Source organism: Pseudoalteromonas sp. NC201 (assembly GCF_002850255.1).
GTDB lineage: Bacteria > Pseudomonadota > Gammaproteobacteria > Enterobacterales > Alteromonadaceae > Pseudoalteromonas.
In genome coordinates this window covers 1,043,176-1,059,553 of sequence record NZ_CP022522.1, presented here as the reverse complement: position 1 = coordinate 1,059,553, position 16,378 = coordinate 1,043,176, and the positions used below count along the sequence as shown (strand labels likewise).

At 44.3% G+C, this 16,378-nt stretch carries 14 protein-coding genes; 6 read left to right on the top strand and 8 right to left on the bottom strand.

What is annotated here, in order from left to right; all coding sequences use genetic code 11:
* Window positions 1-191: 191 nt before the first annotated feature.
* The 6 genes from PNC201_RS04295 to radA form a co-directional block, all read right to left on the bottom strand.
* The gene (locus PNC201_RS04295) at window positions 192-1,361 is read right to left on the bottom strand and encodes an FAD-dependent monooxygenase (protein ID WP_102056271.1); all 1,170 of its coding nucleotides are present in this window, start codon (window positions 1,359-1,361) and stop codon (window positions 192-194) included.
* A 10-nt stretch (window positions 1,362-1,371) separates the two neighbouring features.
* Window positions 1,372-2,544 carry a 2-octaprenyl-6-methoxyphenyl hydroxylase gene (ubiH, locus tag PNC201_RS04290; RefSeq protein WP_039491971.1) on the bottom strand — a complete coding sequence of 391 codons (1,173 nt, stop codon included), beginning with the start codon at window positions 2,542-2,544 and terminating at the stop codon, window positions 1,372-1,374.
* Between the two features lie 12 nt (window positions 2,545-2,556).
* The gene (gene pepP, locus PNC201_RS04285; RefSeq protein WP_102056270.1) at window positions 2,557-3,867 is read right to left on the bottom strand and encodes a Xaa-Pro aminopeptidase; all 1,311 of its coding nucleotides are present in this window, start codon (window positions 3,865-3,867) and stop codon (window positions 2,557-2,559) included.
* 2 nt (window positions 3,868-3,869) lie between these two features.
* Window positions 3,870-4,433: a UPF0149 family protein gene (locus PNC201_RS04280; RefSeq protein ID WP_026000986.1), complete on the bottom strand. Its 564-nt coding sequence runs from the start codon at window positions 4,431-4,433 to the stop codon at window positions 3,870-3,872.
* A 196-nt stretch (window positions 4,434-4,629) separates the two neighbouring features.
* Window positions 4,630-5,553, bottom strand: a complete 924-nt coding sequence (locus PNC201_RS04275; RefSeq protein ID WP_102056269.1) for a DUF945 family protein — start codon at window positions 5,551-5,553, stop codon at window positions 4,630-4,632.
* A 15-nt stretch (window positions 5,554-5,568) separates the two neighbouring features.
* Complete coding sequence (radA, locus tag PNC201_RS04270; RefSeq protein ID WP_010370516.1) at window positions 5,569-6,939, bottom strand: DNA repair protein RadA; 1,371 nt, start codon at window positions 6,937-6,939, stop codon at window positions 5,569-5,571.
* A 128-nt stretch (window positions 6,940-7,067) separates the two neighbouring features.
* Between radA and PNC201_RS04265 the strand changes: the two genes are divergently transcribed.
* The gene (locus PNC201_RS04265) at window positions 7,068-9,569 is read left to right on the top strand and encodes a PilZ domain-containing protein (protein WP_102056268.1); all 2,502 of its coding nucleotides are present in this window, start codon (window positions 7,068-7,070) and stop codon (window positions 9,567-9,569) included.
* 72 nt (window positions 9,570-9,641) lie between these two features.
* On the opposite strand, the gene ampE is transcribed toward PNC201_RS04265, so the two are convergent.
* Window positions 9,642-10,493 carry a beta-lactamase regulator AmpE gene (gene ampE / locus PNC201_RS04260; RefSeq protein ID WP_095727228.1) on the bottom strand — a complete coding sequence of 284 codons (852 nt, stop codon included), beginning with the start codon at window positions 10,491-10,493 and terminating at the stop codon, window positions 9,642-9,644.
* Between the two features lie 6 nt (window positions 10,494-10,499).
* The gene (gene ampD, locus PNC201_RS04255) at window positions 10,500-11,042 is read right to left on the bottom strand and encodes a 1,6-anhydro-N-acetylmuramyl-L-alanine amidase AmpD (protein ID WP_102056267.1); all 543 of its coding nucleotides are present in this window, start codon (window positions 11,040-11,042) and stop codon (window positions 10,500-10,502) included.
* A gap of 705 nt (window positions 11,043-11,747) precedes the next feature.
* Here ampD and nadC point away from each other — a divergent pair.
* The 5 genes from nadC (at window position 11,748) to PNC201_RS04230 (ending at window position 16,377) form a co-directional block, all read left to right on the top strand.
* Window positions 11,748-12,590, top strand: coding sequence for a carboxylating nicotinate-nucleotide diphosphorylase (gene nadC, locus PNC201_RS04250; RefSeq protein WP_102057843.1), 843 nt, complete (start codon window positions 11,748-11,750; stop codon window positions 12,588-12,590).
* A 659-nt stretch (window positions 12,591-13,249) separates the two neighbouring features.
* Window positions 13,250-13,669: a pilin gene (locus PNC201_RS04245; RefSeq protein ID WP_102056266.1), complete on the top strand. Its 420-nt coding sequence runs from the start codon at window positions 13,250-13,252 to the stop codon at window positions 13,667-13,669.
* Window positions 13,656-14,129 (top strand): prepilin-type N-terminal cleavage/methylation domain-containing protein, encoded by a 474-nt coding sequence (locus PNC201_RS04240; RefSeq protein ID WP_102056265.1) that lies wholly within the window; start codon window positions 13,656-13,658, stop codon window positions 14,127-14,129. Before PNC201_RS04245 ends, PNC201_RS04240 begins: the two co-directional genes overlap by 14 nt.
* 3 nt (window positions 14,130-14,132) lie before the next feature.
* On the top strand, window positions 14,133-15,365 hold the full coding sequence (locus tag PNC201_RS04235; protein ID WP_102056264.1) for a type II secretion system F family protein: 1,233 nt from the start codon (window positions 14,133-14,135) through the stop codon (window positions 15,363-15,365).
* A gap of 133 nt (window positions 15,366-15,498) precedes the next feature.
* A complete protein-coding gene (locus PNC201_RS04230) occupies window positions 15,499-16,377 on the top strand; it encodes a prepilin peptidase (RefSeq protein ID WP_102056263.1) in 879 nt (292 codons plus the stop codon).
* The last annotated feature ends 1 nt before the right edge of the window (window position 16,378 follow it).

The window sequence follows — 16,378 nt, the reverse complement described above, 5'->3', positions numbered from 1 at the left end:
AACCTCTGTGGGAGACGCTTTACGCGGCGAGATTGTTGAAATGATCGCGATGTAAAATCGCTCCGACCAACAACATAAAACCTCTGTGGGAGACGCTTTACGCGACGAGATTGTTGAAAAGATCGCGATGTAAAATCGCTCCTACCAGCAATATAAAACCTCTGTGGGATCCGCTTTACGCGGCAATCTTTTTATTTACCGCCTATCGCTTCTTTGGCGAACAGGTGTTTGATTGGGCCGAGGTTGTCGACCAAACTCAGGCCTACGCCACGTACTAGCTTTTTCAACGGGTGATTGCCTTCAAACAGCTCTTTAAGTCCTTGCATCATGGCAATATGCTTTTGAGCATCTGCTTTTCTGCTGCGCTCATATTGGCGCAGTATCCGTGTGCTGGCAAATTGCTCTTGCGGTGCTGATAACAAGGTGATCAAATAGGCAGCGTCTTTTAGCCCTAAATTCATGCCAAGACCTGCAAGCGGGTGAATGGTATGTGCCGCGTCGCCCATTAAAACGATCCGCCCTTGCACCCATTGTTTTGCATAACGCATGGTCAATGGAAAAACATGTCTTTCGCTAATCAATTCACACACACCGCACTGCATATCAATTGCAGCACTCAACGCTTTATTAAACGCCTCTATCGGCATGGCTTGTAGCTGCTTTGCTTTATCCGGTGCGGTAGACCATACAATTGAATGAGTATGTGGATCATCAAGCGGCAAAAAGGCCAGCGGTCCATCAGGGAGGAACACTTGTCTTGCCGTTGCATCATGTGGCGCTGCGGTTTTTATCGTTGCAACCAGCGCATGGTGGTCATAATCCCAATACGTGATTGGCATATTAAACTGCTGGCGAATAGCAGAACGTGCGCCATCAGCCGCCACCACTAGCTTCGCCATCACAGGTTCACCAGTAGCCAACGTTAGCAACACATCGGTGTCTGTTTGGTGCAAGCTTTGGTATTTTGTGTTCCACATCAGTTTGGCCGATTGCTGTGCTTCGAGTGCTGTTAACAAGGCATAGCGAATGGCGTCGTTTTCAATGATGTGACCAAGCTCAGGTAAGTCTAACGAGACATTATCAAAGGCAATTTTACCAAAGCTGTCTTTATCGCGTACATCCATACGAGTATATGCTGCGGCGCGCTGCGCTTTAATATCAGACCACACGCCCAAGCGCTCAAATAAAGCCTGACTTGCAGCGCTTATCGCGCTCACGCGTGCGCTGTATTCTTGTGCCAATGGTGTTGGCTTTTCACCACTGTCTAGCACTAATACCGAGATATTTTGCAGCGCAAGCCCTAGCGCCAGCGTTAAACCAACACATCCACCACCAACAATACAAACTTGAACTTGTTGCATGCCAACTCCTTTATCCTTTATATCCCATCAATTGCTTGGCCAGCGGCGCCCTTGCTGTTTTGGACAGCGCCATGGTGAGTAGACCTAAACTACGGCCTAAGGCTAAGGTTCTTGATGAGTTTGAAAATAGTCGAACGAGCGCATCGGTTAATGTCATCACCGTATTAATATCTTGCGCTCGCGCCAGTTGATAAGCACGCGTAAATTGAAAACTTCCCCACTCTTCAAGCGTATTTGCCTGACATTGTGAGGTTAGGACTTGAATATCTCGTAGACCTAAATTAAAGCCCTGTCCTGCAATGGGATGAATGGCATGCGCCGCATTGCCAATCACCACCACGCGATGATGAGTGAGTTGCTCTACTCGCCCAAGCACTAGCGGATAGCTTGCTCTCATACCCACTTGCACAAAGCGCCCGGCGCGATAACCAAAGGCTTGCTGCAATGCAGCTAAAAACTCGTGTGCTGTCATCGCTTCAAACTCGCTAAGGTGTTCATTTGGCATACACCACACCAGCGAATAACGATTATCACTCATTGGCAGCAGCGCCATCGGGCCATGTTCGGTAAAACGCTCGAACGCCTGACCACCATGAGCAGTGTCGATTTGCACATTGGCAATCAATGCGCCTTGCTCGTAGCCTATGCTATCAAAGCCGATATTGAGCTTAGCCCGCGTGGGAGATTGCGCGCCATCCGCAACAACCAATAATCGGCTTTGTAATTGCTCACCATTATCGAGGGTCAGTTCAACCTGTTCTGGTTGTTGATGTATATGCGCCACTTGGTTTGGGCAAAACAGTGCAATATCAAGATTGCTCAACTGCTCGTGTAAAAAGCTGCCATAGGGATTGACTTCAACTACATAGCCTAACGCTTTTTGGTTGTAGTCTTCAGGGTTTATCCACGCTTTACCGAAGTGACCTCTGTCTGAAACATTCACTTGTGTGATTGGCTCAACGTACTGCCACTCGGGATTAAATAGATTTAGCTCGCCCAAAAATGCGACCGATTGCGCAGCAAGCGCAATACTACGGTCGTCAAAACTTGGATGCTGCTTACCTTTGGGCGCAAAGGCTTCAATAACCGCAATCTTTGCCTGCGGAGAGACTTTTTTTATGGCGATGGCGGCGCTGGCTCCTGCCATACCACCACCAACCACGACGACATCAAACTGTTGCACGCAAAGTGTCCACTAGTTATTCATTAATGCTTCTATTTCTGCGATGGTTTTTGGCACCAGTACGGTTAAGTTTTCATAGCCTGACTCAGTGACCAACAAATCATCTTCGATACGAATGCCAATTCCTTTATACTCATCAGGAACTTGCGCATCTTCGTCAAAATACAGGCCCGGCTCAATGGTGAGTACCATGCCAGGTTCAAATGGACGATCCGCTTCATCTAACTTGTATTCACCGACATCGTGAACATCAAGACCTAGCCAATGACCTAAACCATGCATGTAAAAAGCTTTGCATGCCTGTGCTTCTACGAGTTCATTAACGTCGCCCGCAAGAATGCCTAAATCTACTAGCCCTTGAGTCAATACGGTCATCGCCACTTGATTGGCTTTGACTAATGTACCACCCGGTTTTACTTCACCAAAGGCGGCATTTTGCGCGGCCAATACCAACTCATAAATCTTGCGCTGCGCATCAGTAAACTGGCCGTTTACTGGGAAAGTACGAGTTATATCAGCGGCATAGCCTTCAAGCTCACAACCCGAATCAATCAGTACTAAGTCGCCATCTTGTAGCGCATCACAGTTGTCGGTATAGTGTAAAATCGTCGCATTGATACCGCTGCCAACAATGGTGCCATAGGCTGGGTGACGCGCACCATTCATTGCGTAATGATGATGAATTTCAGCTTCAAGCTGGTATTCCGTTGCGCCCGGCTTGGCAAACTGCATGGCGCGTTTGTGCGCCTCAGCACTGATCCTGCCCGCTTCGCGCATGATGGCGATTTCAGCAGCCGACTTAAATAAGCGCATTTCATGGACGAGTGGACGAATATCTTTGATGATCTCAGGGGCGCGATAGCCCTTTTTCGGTGCACCACGCAATGTGCTTAGTAACTGCCAAACCTTATCATCAAAGGCGCTATATGTGCCTTGCCCGTAGAATAATACCTTGCGACCATTCACAAGATTTAATAGCTCGTCGTCTAAGTCACTCAGCGCAAAGGTTTGGTCAAGTTCAAGTTGCGATTTAGCTTGCTCATAGCCCATACGGCGACCATGCCAAATCTCAGCAACCTTATCTTTATTACGACAAAACAGCGTAGACTGCGCATTGCCGTCTCTGTCTTTCGTAAGCACCAAAACCGCATCCGGCTCTTTAAATCCAGTCAGGTAAAAAAAGTCGCTATCTTGGCGAAATGGAAATTCAGTGTCGCGGCTACGGGTTAACTCTACGGCCGCAGGAATAATCGCTACGGCGTTGTTATCTAATGCCGCAATAAGACGCGCACGGCGTGCTACAAACTCGCTGTTTTTTATCATAATTAATGTATCGTCTTTGATGTGCTAACGGACTGGGGTTCTTTACCCATCTCGGCAAAGCATAGTAGTGTAGAAACACGCACATATTCTACCACTTCGAGCAGTGCTTCTTTATCGTCGTTGCTGTCTTCAAAACCAGTATCAAGCTTAGTTATTTCGCTAAAATCGTTAATCACTTCTTTAACATCAGCAGATAACTTACCGTAATCTTTTTGCTTTAAACCAAAGCCCAGTAAAAAGCCTGATACCCAAGCAATCAGTGCATTAGCTTGGTCATGTAACGACTCATCTTCTGGCGGTAAATATAGTTCAAACTGGAACTCGCCGTCGTTGAAGTGCTCGGCAACTTGCTTATATAAATCGATGCAAAATTCTCTAATTGGCGCTGAAAATTTTTGACCGTCGTTGAATACGTCGCTCAATAGCCCTAAATACTCTGAATCTTCGATATTCAGACCACAGGCCAATAGCCCAGAAATGGTGCCGTGAACTTCGGCGGGGGCAATAAATAATTCGTGTTTTTCTAATAGCAATTGAGCTTGCTGGTAGTCTTTGAATTCGCTCATAAATACATTCCCAAGCAATTGATACTCCAATGCTACCACCGCAGCCTTTGCAACTCCAACGAATTGTATGATCAACCTCAAGGCTGCTTTAGATTTCACCAATTTGGTAAAACTAATATTGCGAATGAGTGGGCTTATGAGAGATGAAGGGATTTAGGAGCAAGCCCAAAATCCCTTTAACCATGCTGGATTAGCTTTACTTACCGCTCGCGTTGATCTCGATAAGTTCCGACAGTGTTTCTGGATTTTGCGCCATAGCCATAGATAATTGCTGCCCCAGAGCCATCATACTTTGACTTTGTGGTATCGAAACAGATATAGAAAGTGACTCCATTCCATTGGCAAAGTCATTCACAGCCGTTTGAATTTCAGCAGGTAGCATCATCATTTGTAGTTGCTGGGCAACAATCGCCTGAAAGTCAGCCTTGCTCATACCCTGCTGAGCAATTTCAGACTCAAGTAACTGAGGTAAGCTGCCTGCATTGTCAATATTAACAGCCAGCGATTTTAATTCGAGCGATTGCATTGCCGCCATCATTTGCGACTGCACTTGAAGCTCTTGTTCAAGGTTTGGTGTATCACTTTGAATTTTTGATGCCGCTAATGAAGCATCCATAAGGGCCTTACTGTTTCCAAGCGCAGCATTAAAAGAGCTCTTTGCAATGCCTTCTGCAGAAGATGCGAATGTAAACTCGCTGGCGCCAGATGCTTCATCATAAGCGAGACTTGTATTCAAATGGTACGTTGCATTCACCAGCTCCGGCGACATCCCTTGGGTAAACTCTTCAGCTTCTTTTGCTAATTTTAAACCGACTAGGTCAAGCTCGGTATAGGGGCTGATTTTGTCTTGCTCGTAACCCACAATATTTAACTTCTCAATGGTAAATATGGGAATATTTTCATCGACTTGTGAAATTGTTAGGTCGGTAATTTCTACACCACGGGTAAACAAATCAACAGAGCTGTTTGCAAAACTCACCGTAAGGCCACTGTCTTGTTCGAAGTTTTCTATTTGCTTGGTGATTTCTTGCTTCACTTGCTCATTTACATAATAGTTGGCGCCAACATACCCTGCGCCCGCTAGTACCACAACGGCAACTGCTAATGTGGACTTATTCATATTTCACTCCATTATTTAAAAAAGTGCCTCAAGCGCTTCGCTGAGGCTAGAGACGGCAACAATTTCCATCCCTTCAATATTTTCTTTTGGTTTATTTGCTTTTGGTACAATTGCTCTTGTAAATCCATGCTTGGACGCTTCACGCAATCGCTCTTGCCCACTTGGCACTGGGCGGATCTCACCACCAAGACCCACCTCACCAAATACCACCAGCTGCCTGTCTAACGTTTGATTTTTAAAGCTTGAAACCAGTGCAGCTATCAAGGCTAAATCAGCACTGGTTTCGGTCACTTTGACACCGCCTACGACGTTTACAAACACATCTTGATCCGACACCTGCAAACCGCCGTGACGATGCAATACCGCAAGTAACATGGCTAAACGATTTTGTTCCAAACCAACAGTGACGCGACGCGGGTTGGCGAGCTGTGAATAGTCGACTAGCGCTTGAACTTCCACAAGGAGTGGCCGCGTGCCTTCCCAAATAACCATAACTAATGAGCCTGGTGTTTGCGCTTCACCACGATTTAAGAAAATGGCCGAAGGATTGTTTACTTCCTTTAGACCTTGGCTTGTCATCGCAAACACACCCAACTCGTTTACAGCACCAAAACGGTTTTTATTGCCACGCAATGTTCTAAAGCGGCTGTCGGCACTGCCTTCCAGTAAAATAGAGCAGTCAATACAATGCTCCAGCACCTTAGGGCCGGCAAGTGTGCCGTCTTTAGTTACGTGTCCCACCATGATAATGGCGACCTGATTGGTTTTGGCAAAACGCGTCAAATAGGCCGCGCTTTCACGTACTTGAGAAACCGACCCCGGTGCAGATTGAATATCACTCATATGCATTACTTGAATCGAATCGATGACCATAATGCTTGGTTTTTCACGAAGTGCGAGCTGGCAAATCGTCTCAACATTGGTTTCTGCGAGTGTTTTTAACTTATTTGTAGGCAGCCCCAATCGTGTCGCACGCATGGCAACTTGTTGCAGCGACTCTTCACCGGTGACATACAAAGTGTTCATGGTTTCGGCAAGGCGACACATGGTTTGCAGCAGCACCGTACTCTTACCAGCGCCGGGGCTACCACCGATTAATATTGCACTTCCCGGTACAACTCCACCACCAAGGACACGGTCAAACTCTTTAAAGCCAGTTGAGAATCGCGGTAACTGCTCTAGGTTAACTTCATCTAAGGTTTGTACTTTAGCTTCAACAAGGCCGGCATAGCCTGACGTTGAACCGCCTTGAGGGACCGATTTTGCTGACGGAACGCGAAACTCCGTTACGGTATTCCATGCCTTACACTCCGAGCATTGGCCTTGCCAACGCGCGAATTCGGCACCACAATCGCTACATACAAATGCTGTTTTCTTTTTTGCCATAAATTACAGGTATATATCTTGCTTAAACACAATAATAGGTTAAGAATAAACTAATAAAGCGCCAATGTTGACATAATATTGGCGGTGACCCAACTGGTCACATAAAATGAGCGCGTGTAAAACTGTTTATGCCTGAAGATAGATTACAAAAATATCAAAGCTTAATTGAGGATTTAAAACTGGATCTTGGCGATCCGGCTTTTGATCGCATATTTAAGCAACGTACTGCGGACCTGTCCAAGCCGGACCAATTTCTACTAAAAATGGAAATGTCGCGGCTATCTCAGCCCGTGGCACGATTTATTGACCTCAGAGGACAAGTCGCAGGTCAAGTTAAGCCTTATGAATATGAAGGCAAACAGCATTTTATGGATGACTTGGCCATTGAGGTATTCGAGCGAGAAGTCGCTAAACACGGGGGTTATACCCTTGCAGTTTACGAATCCGTAATGAGTACCGACAATAATTATAAGGTCATGCAAAAGCAGGCCCAAGCACGCGAAGAAGAGGTAGAAAAGGACGCGGTCAATCATAACTACACTAAACTCGTTCGTTTCGCGTCATACGAAAGTCGCTCTGAAGAGCGCATGAATTACTCCATTAAGATCACAGTGGAACTGGCAAAAAATCGTCCTAAGGTTTCCGCTACTACCTCCGATATTTCCCTCAGCGGCGCTAAAATAAAATTACCGACCAATCAGCAAGTAGATCCCGGACAAATCATTTCGATCCGCTTGGTGGGTCTCGAGCAAGACTTTGAACTTGGCTTGAAAGAAGGTATTCAGTATGAAGTCGTCGCCGTAGAACCGGGTACGATTGAATATAATCAAGTTCGCTTAAAACGTACATTTATCGAGAAAAACCAAGGGTTTGATGACTTTTTAAATAGCTTTATTCACGGTAATAAGCGCCGTTATAAAATAAATCTCGACAACACTCTGGACGCCGTTGTTTGTAAGGGCTATGAGCAATACTATCTACCACGGGTCTGCTCTTTGTTTGTTTTCATCAGTGAGAAACAAAAACAACTTTATCCAAGCATGGTGCTTACCAACGAAAATAACGCTTACATCAATTACTACTTTGAAGACGAAAGAAAGCAATCAAGCCTATATTCCGTCTTCAACCAAAAACGAATGCAGCGACTGCTAACGCTTTGTGGCGCGGTAAAAGAAGCGGTATGCCATGTGTTTACTCACTCTAGTCAAGGTAAAATGTACTTTTACTCAGCCTTTGACTTTGAGCTGGAAGAAATGCAGCAGCTAAACGATCTGTTTTTTGCCTTTGGCAGCCAAAAAGACAGCTGGCGCACGTTTAAAGTACAACTAATGCCAAGCCATCATGAGGATGCGTTTATCCCGCTTTCGCTTCCCGCAAGTGCAGGCAAAAATGTCGAAAAGCTAAATAAACGCCCCACCCCGAGGGTGCAAGGCTTTATCCAAGACGTAAAATATCTCATGTTACTGACTGATATCGGTAACCCGTCAATCACTGAGCGATTCCAACGTCTGAGTTATGAACAAAGCTTAGTTAATCAGTTAAAGAAGTTCGGTCACGGCAAGTCAGCCACCCCCCCTCCACTTGAGGTGGTTGCGTTAGAATACGTTAACTTGCGTGCACACAGGCGCTATCTTTATAAAACCAATGTCGTCGTTCATATTGATGGTCAAGGCACTTTCAACTGCATTACCCGTGATTTTTCTGTCATGGGTTTACAAATAGAGTGCGGCCAAGAAATGCCGCTTAATAAAGGTGACTCGATACATTTGGACTTAGTTGATTTACAAAAATTGACGAAGCAGCATAATTTAACGAATTTGCGCTATGAAGTGATGATGGTCAATAAAACTAAAACTATCATTAACTTGAAAGTGCAGAAAATAGGTCAACTCGACCATTCTGCCATGGGGTTCTTTAAAGCCCTTATTGAGAGTAATAAAGACAAGCTAGTTGCTTGTGATGAAGCACCAAAGGTACCGGGACTATCACTTGCACTGCGTAACATGGTGACTAAATCCGTTTGTCAGTTTCCACTTTATTTACACAAAGAGACCTCACATAATGCGGTGGGAGCAATTGGACAGGGGCTTTACCCGACATCCCTTCACCACTTATTGCATTCGTTTAGTGATAATGACGATAACACTTTGGACGCCAAAGCGATTTTCCCCGAGCGCTTCGTCGAAGAAAAGCTAACAGAAATTCTAAAGGCGAAATCGCGACAAGATAAACCGCTTAAATACTTGGTGTTTATTAAGTTCAATCCAAACCAAACCAATCAACATGAGGCGGTCGGTGCGCAAGTTATCGCTCATGATGAGTCTATTGACAGTTTGTACTTGTATGCTAAAAAAGCACTGCGCAACGACTTACTCTTCGTCTATCAGCTCTATGTATCAAAAACCGGCCGCCCAGATATGGATTATCTTGCGAATGAGCTGCGCTATGTAAGCCACTATGCAATCCACAAAGCAAAAGACCTAGAAGAAGCGCTTTGGTCAGTAACTGGGGTGTGTGATTTGATAGACGTTACGGATTATGTGATTCGAAATATGGGCTTTGATGCGCCGCTTGTTACCAAAATGGAAGAGCAGAAAAAACGCTGGTTAGAGACCAACTTTAAACACTGATTTCAAATGCTCCCTATACGCTTACGGTATATGGAGCATTGTTATAAAGGTAGGTGTGATTTGCAGCTAGGGCTACTCCACCCAACCAAATAAGGTTAATACAGCAATAATCACGAGATAAAACAAAATATTGCGCTTCACGAGGCGCATCATACAGCTTGCTTCAAAGGTACAACCTAAAAACTGCTGTTCAATTTGCTCAGCCGCAAGTGCAGTGCTTGTGACGATTTGACGATTTGTGGTTTTAAAATCTAGTACATACTTCAACCAACTTGATGTACCTTTACTAAAGTTACCAATGATCAAAAAACCAAAGCTTGCGATCCGTGCCGGAAGCCAATTTAGCCAATAAAATAACCGGCAAAACTGCTCAAACACATGCTGTAGCGGCGGGTTTTCTTGCTCATGATGCCAATGCACAATTTGCCTTACCATCGCATATAGCACAGCACCCGGTGCGCCCAACGCCACAAACCAAAAAATAACTCCGCAGTAATGTTGAAAGTTGATCCACGAAAGCGTCTGACCAAACGTCTCGCCGCCCGGCTCATCTTCTAATTTGTCTTGCCCCATTTGTAACGCATAAAGCGTAGCCGCTTCGTTATCACCTCTGGTCAGCGCATTTAAATAGCCTTTATAAAGCTTGCGATATTTTGCACAACCAAAACAGACTAGGAGCACACAGATATTGATTGCAAACTGCCAAAATACAAAGTCACTTAGACTGTAAATAAAAGCAACGACCAATGCAGGAATAACTAACCAAAGCATCACACCGAAATGCGAGCCCAACATGGCATTTGGCTGGGTCCAAGATTTGGTTTTCGCATAGTAACTTTGCAGGTAATAATCGACTTGCCAGTAATTCGCCCGCGCGCCAAGTCGTTCAATAATAAGCGCGATGATGATAGAAATTAAGATCATGCTTGCCTAGCTCTCTTGGTTATTTAACAAGGTAAAATAATGCTGCCAATCAAATGCAGCCCCCGGATCTGTCTTTCTTCCAGGAGCAATATCATTGTGCCCTACAATACGATCATTCGTCAGCTTTGGATAGTGCTGCTGCAGCCAACGCGTTGTTTTTACTAAACTCGCATATTGTGCTTCGGTATATGGCGTGGTGTCTGTGCCCTCCATTTCAATACCAATTGCAAAGTCATTACAACGCGTTCGACCTTGCCACTGCGACACTCCAGCATGCCAAGCCCGTTCAATGAAGGGAACGTATTGGGTGATGCTACCGTCACGACGTATAACGCAGTGCGCCGACACCCTTACTCCCTCTAAGTCAGAAAAAGTTGGATGTGCGCCGCAGTCCAGCGTGCCCATAAATAAGTCTTCCACATAAGGCGTGCCAAAGCACCCTGCAGGCAGCGAGATATTGTGGATCACCAGTAAATCTATCTCACACGCTTGTGGTCTTTCATCGTAATGCGGGGATTGCTTGTGTTTAGCAAAAGGTAGCCAATTCAAAGTATTAGTTCCAAGCCTTGGTTTGCATTCGATTATAAAGACAAAATAAGACAAAAGGTAGGGATGGGTTTATGTGTAATGTAACAATAGTACCGCGACATAAAAGACATAATAGTTTGATATCAAATTGCAGCTGGCAAACAATAACCGTAACAGCGGGTTTCCCCCGCAACCTCCGTTTTAGCCATCAACTCATTCTCTACAAACAAGCCTTTGCATTTCAAACACACCGTCGCGACATAAAGTCGCTGCTACGAAAATACATATTGGTTTCGACGGAAGTCACAGCAAGCAATACATACACGTAGCAGCGGGTTTACCCCGCGACCTCCGTTTTACCCGTCAACTCATTCTTTACAAACACGGCTTTGTATTTCAAATACTCTGTCGCGACATAAAGTCACAGCAAGCAATACATAATCGTAGCAGCGGGTTTACCCCGCGACCTCCGTTTTGGCCATCAACTCATTCTTTACAAACACGGCTTTGTATTTCAAATACTCTGTCGCGACATAAAGTCGCTGCTACAAAACACACAAGGGTTCAACATCAAATCACAGCAAACAACACCTAACCGTAGCAGCGGGTTTACCCCGCGAAATAAAATCCACCCCGCCAAATTTCGTGATTTCTTCTCCATCAATTGTACTCCTAGGCAAACGCGCGTAAAATTCGGCCATTGCAGAAAAAATGAAAAGACAACCTATGATTGACCAAAACCTTATCAGCCAATTGGTAAAGCAGGCGCTAGACGAAGACCTTAATTATCAAACACCAAACGAAGGTGATATTACCGCAGCCCTTATCCCAGAAACGCAGCAAGCAAATGCCTATGTGATCACAAGGGAAGATTGTGTGTTCGTTGGCAAGGCGTTAATCGAAGAAGTTTTTCAACAAGTTGACCCAAGTGTTAGCGTCAACGTACTTGTGAACGACGGCGATTTTGTCGCCGCCAACACTCGCTTGTTTACCGCAAGCGGCTCAGCGAGAGCGATTCTAACCGCAGAGCGCACGGCGCTTAATTTTGTACAAACGCTATCGGGCACGGCAACCACCACAGCAAAATATGTTGAGGTGTTAAGTGGTACGCAAACCAAACTGCTAGATACACGTAAAACCATCCCAGGATTAAGAGCGCTACAAAAATACGCCGTTAAATGTGGCGGTGGTAAAAATCACAGAATTGGCCTCTTCGACGCGTATCTTATTAAAGAAAACCACATTGCCGCCCGTGGCAGTATCGCCAAAGCCGTTGCGACTGCACGTAATAACCACCCAGACAAGCCGGTGGAAGTTGAAGTAGAAAACCTAGGCGAATTACAACAAGCCTTAGATGCGGGCAGCGATATTATTATGCTGGACAACTTCAGCGTAAGTGAAATTCAACAAGCGGTTGAAATCACGCAAGGCAAAGCTAAGCTAGAAGTCTCTGGTAATATGACCATTGAAATTTTGACGACTTACGCACAAGCCGGTGTTGATTTTATTTCAAGCGGCGCACTGACCAAACATGTACAAAGCATCGACCTGTCGATGCGCTTCGAATAACTTTCGCTAAATTTAAAAAAGCGCTCTGATAGGGCTCATTGCCGGGCCCTTTCTTTTTTATAGTGCTATCAAGTAACCAGTAAATCACTCACCTCAGTTGATTTTTCCGCTCCTTAAGATATCGGATTTTTCATTTTTAAAAAGAATACCACTTTGTACCAGCAAATAATGTTGCACTCACTCTGTAACCCTCCGTAATAGAGAAAGTTTTCTATTTCGTTGACAAACCTACTTAAAACCCGTTAAATACGACAAAAGAACTAGAGTGTAACAAGATCTTAATGTTCAGTAACGATTAATTCCGTTCGTTTTTTGAACCGATATTAGGAAAGCTTGAGCTACCGCAAGAGAATCAATAATTTATTATTAAAATTCAATTGCTGAGCTCAGCGTTTACTATTAAAGTAAATGTTAATTGTGATCGCTGAAACTAAATCGGTGCTACACTTCTAGTTGATTAGGGAACGGTCACAAACTTAACGGGTTTAGCTTTTAAGATTTTTGAATGATGAACTTGTTGCATCTTCTTGGTCGCCGTTAAGTCAATTTGAGCACACCAGTTTGTTGATTCGATGGATTGGTAATTATTGCAAAGGTTTTAATAAACGCTTAACTTAAACCTATTATGGTTAAGACACTTAAAATTTAGGAGACACATCATGACTCAAAAACAACAGGGTGGTTTTACCCTAATCGAACTAATGATTGTTATCGCAATCATCGGTATTCTTGCAGCAGTAGCTCTGCCTGCTTACCAAAACTATACGAAAAAAGCGCGCTTTACAGAAGTAGTGTTGGCGGCCGAATCGGTAAAACAACTGGTCGATATTTGCTTCCAAACTCGTGGCGCTGGTGTTTTAGCTAATTGTGATACTGCTGCCGAAATCGGTCTGGATGCTGATGGTGCAGCAGCTGGAACGCACGTAGCCTCAGTTGCAGTTACAGAAACAACTGCCGTAATTACAGCAACGGGTGCCGCATCAGTTGACAGCAGTACATTTGTACTTACCCCGACAGCAACCAATGGAACATTAACATGGGCCCAAACTGGTGACTGTATAGCCGATGGTCTTTGCTAGTAGGGCAAATTCATACAAATACCAAGGCTATTCTGTTAGCCTTGGATATTCTTTGTTGGAAGTTATGGTTGTAATAGCTATTATCTCCATTCTAGCAAGTATAGCCATACCCCTTTTTGACAACAAATTTAAAAAAGCAAGATTTGTTGAAGTGATAATTGCAGTAGAAGCTGTAAAGAAAGGAGTTGAAACTTGCTACGTAACTAGAGGAGCTTATCAGTTAGAAAACTGCAATACATTTCAAAAACTTGGTCTATCTTTATCATCAATAAGTTCTCCATTACACGTAAGCTCTGTTCAAATAAGCTTTGACTCAACAATAAAAATTACGGGTATTGCTAACCCGAGCGCTTCAAATGGTACAAATGACAACTACATTCTTGAAGGTTCTGAAAGCAACAACACTATCATTTGGTCTCTTAATTCATCTAGTACTTGCATCGCAGAAGGCACCTGCTAAGCCATGAAATCAGATAAGAATAATGCTAATAACTTAGACACTTTTATATGGTCCGGTGTCAATAACCGAGGAAAAAAGCTTCAAGGTGAAATGACAGGTCAGAGTGTCGCTTTGGTGAAAGCTCAACTTCGCAAGCAAGGCGTTATTCCGTCAAAAGTAAAGCGAAAACCCAAACCCTTATTTGGTTTTGGTGGCGCAAAGAAAATAACCGCCGCAGATATTGCGACTACCACCAGACAAATTGCCACCATGTTGATGGCTGGTGTTTCTTTGGTACAGACCTTAGAAATGCTCTCAAAAGGAATAAAAAATAAAAGCCTATCAAAGTTAATTGGCCACATTTGCGATGAAGTTAAAGCAGGACAACCTCTTGCTAGATCACTGCGTGCTCATCCAAGATATTTCGATGAACTTTATTGCGATCTTGTCCACTCAGGCGAACAATCGGGAGCACTAGATACTATTTTTGATCGAGTAGCTCTATATAAAGAAAAATCAGAAGCACTAAAGTCCAAAATTAAAAAAGCATTATTTTATCCAGTCGCTGTTATTGCTGTAGCCCTAATTGTTACTGGTATTTTGCTTATTTTCGTTGTACCTCAGTTTCAGGATATATTTAACGGTTTTGGTGCCGAACTCCCAGCTTTTACGCTAATGGTTATCGCGATTTCCGAATTTATGCAGGAATATTGGTGGGTATTTGTACTTGGTATTGGCCTTTTTGGTTACACCTATAAAGAAATGCTTATTCGCAGCCCTGCGGTAAAGCATTTTAATGACCGTATGATGTTACGTATCCCAGTGATTGGCGAGATCCTTAAAAAGGCAGCCGTAGCGCGTTATGCTCGCACACTTTCTACTACCTTTGCTGCGGGTGTTCCCCTTGGTGATGCGCTCGATTCTGCCGCAGGTGCATCGGGCAATATTATTTATAAAAACGCAATTAAAGAAATTAAAGCAGAGGTTAACTCGGGTAACCAAATGCACTGGGCAATGCATAACACCAAGGTCTTCCCTGATATGGTGGTGCAAATGGTGTCTATCGGTGAAGAATCGGGCTCGCTAGATGGTATGCTGGCAAAGGTTGCCAACATTTATGAGCAAGAAGTCGATGATGCGGTGGATGGCCTTTCTAGCCTATTAGAACCATTAATTATGGTGGTCCTCGGCGTACTGATCGGTGGCCTTATCATTGCCATGTACTTACCGATATTCCAACTAGGCTCTGTTATTTAATTTTGTTCACAAAATTACACCATTTAGAGGTACCGTGCTGTGCCTCTCAATAGTGCTGTGTGGTAAACTGAAAAAACCTATACCGAGCATGCCTCGGTAATTTAAACAAAAAATATAAGCAAGCGCCCAACTTATGCAAGATATTATCAACTTGATGCAAACCCAGTTATGGTATTGGTTACTCACTGTCGGACTCGTTAGTCTTTGCATCGGTAGCTTTCTCAATGTGGTTATTCTTCGCTTACCTAAAATGATGAAGCAGAGCTGGCAATCAGAATGTCGCGTGTTGCTCGCCGATGAGCTACCCAAACAAACCACTGAAGCACCCGTATTTAATTTAATTAAACCAAATTCTCAATGCCCGAGCTGTAAAACGCCGATTAAAGCGTGGCAAAACATTCCACTGATCAGCTGGCTATTATTAAAAGGCAAATGCAACCACTGCGACGCGTCAATCTCTGTCCGCTATCCTTTGGTGGAGCTAACAACCGCCCTACTCTCCACATGGGTTGCGTGGCATTTTGGTGCCACTTTAGAAGCTACTCTGTACATTTTAATTACTTGGGTGTTAGTCGCACTTACGGTTATCGATATCGACGAAATGTTGCTGCCCGATCAGTTAACACTACCAACCTTATGGTTAGTACTGGTTGCCAGTTGTTTTGGTGTTGGCATCGAGCCCAATGATGCCATCATTGGTGCGGCCATAGGTTATTTGAGTTTATGGAGTGTGTATTGGCTCTTTAAATTACTTACAGGTAAAGAAGGCATGGGCTATGGCGACTTTAAACTGCTAGCCATCTTTGGGGCATTGATGGGCTGGCAAGCAATTCTAACCATAGTGCTACTTTCAAGCCTGGTCGGGGCAATTATTGGTAGCATCCAATTAAGTGTTCAAGGCAGAGATAAAGCCACCCCAATCCCATTTGGCCCTTACTTAGCCATCGCAGGCTGGATCACCTTAATGTACGGCGAGCAGCTGCAGCTGTGGTACGTAAACTTAATAATGTAAA

Excerpts from the sequence above, each read along its gene's own strand:
- PNC201_RS04295 (WP_102056271.1), bottom strand. The coding sequence starts at position 1,361 with ATGCAACAAGTTCAAGTTTGTATTGTTGGTGGTGGATGTGTTGGTTTA.
- pepP (WP_102056270.1), bottom strand. The coding sequence starts at position 3,867 with ATGATAAAAAACAGCGAGTTTGTAGCACGCCGTGCGCGTCTTATTGCG.
- PNC201_RS04280 (WP_026000986.1), bottom strand. The coding sequence starts at position 4,433 with ATGAGCGAATTCAAAGACTACCAGCAAGCTCAATTGCTATTAGAAAAA.
- PNC201_RS04275 (WP_102056269.1), bottom strand. The coding sequence starts at position 5,553 with ATGAATAAGTCCACATTAGCAGTTGCCGTTGTGGTACTAGCGGGCGCA.
- radA (WP_010370516.1), bottom strand. The coding sequence starts at position 6,939 with ATGGCAAAAAAGAAAACAGCATTTGTATGTAGCGATTGTGGTGCCGAA.
- PNC201_RS04265 (WP_102056268.1), top strand. The coding sequence starts at position 7,068 with ATGCCTGAAGATAGATTACAAAAATATCAAAGCTTAATTGAGGATTTA.
- ampE (WP_095727228.1), bottom strand. The coding sequence starts at position 10,493 with ATGATCTTAATTTCTATCATCATCGCGCTTATTATTGAACGACTTGGC.
- nadC (WP_102057843.1), top strand. The coding sequence starts at position 11,748 with ATGATTGACCAAAACCTTATCAGCCAATTGGTAAAGCAGGCGCTAGAC.
- PNC201_RS04245 (WP_102056266.1), top strand. The coding sequence starts at position 13,250 with ATGACTCAAAAACAACAGGGTGGTTTTACCCTAATCGAACTAATGATT.
- PNC201_RS04240 (WP_102056265.1), top strand. The coding sequence starts at position 13,656 with ATGGTCTTTGCTAGTAGGGCAAATTCATACAAATACCAAGGCTATTCT.
- PNC201_RS04235 (WP_102056264.1), top strand. The coding sequence starts at position 14,133 with ATGAAATCAGATAAGAATAATGCTAATAACTTAGACACTTTTATATGG.
- PNC201_RS04230 (WP_102056263.1), top strand. The coding sequence starts at position 15,499 with ATGCAAGATATTATCAACTTGATGCAAACCCAGTTATGGTATTGGTTA.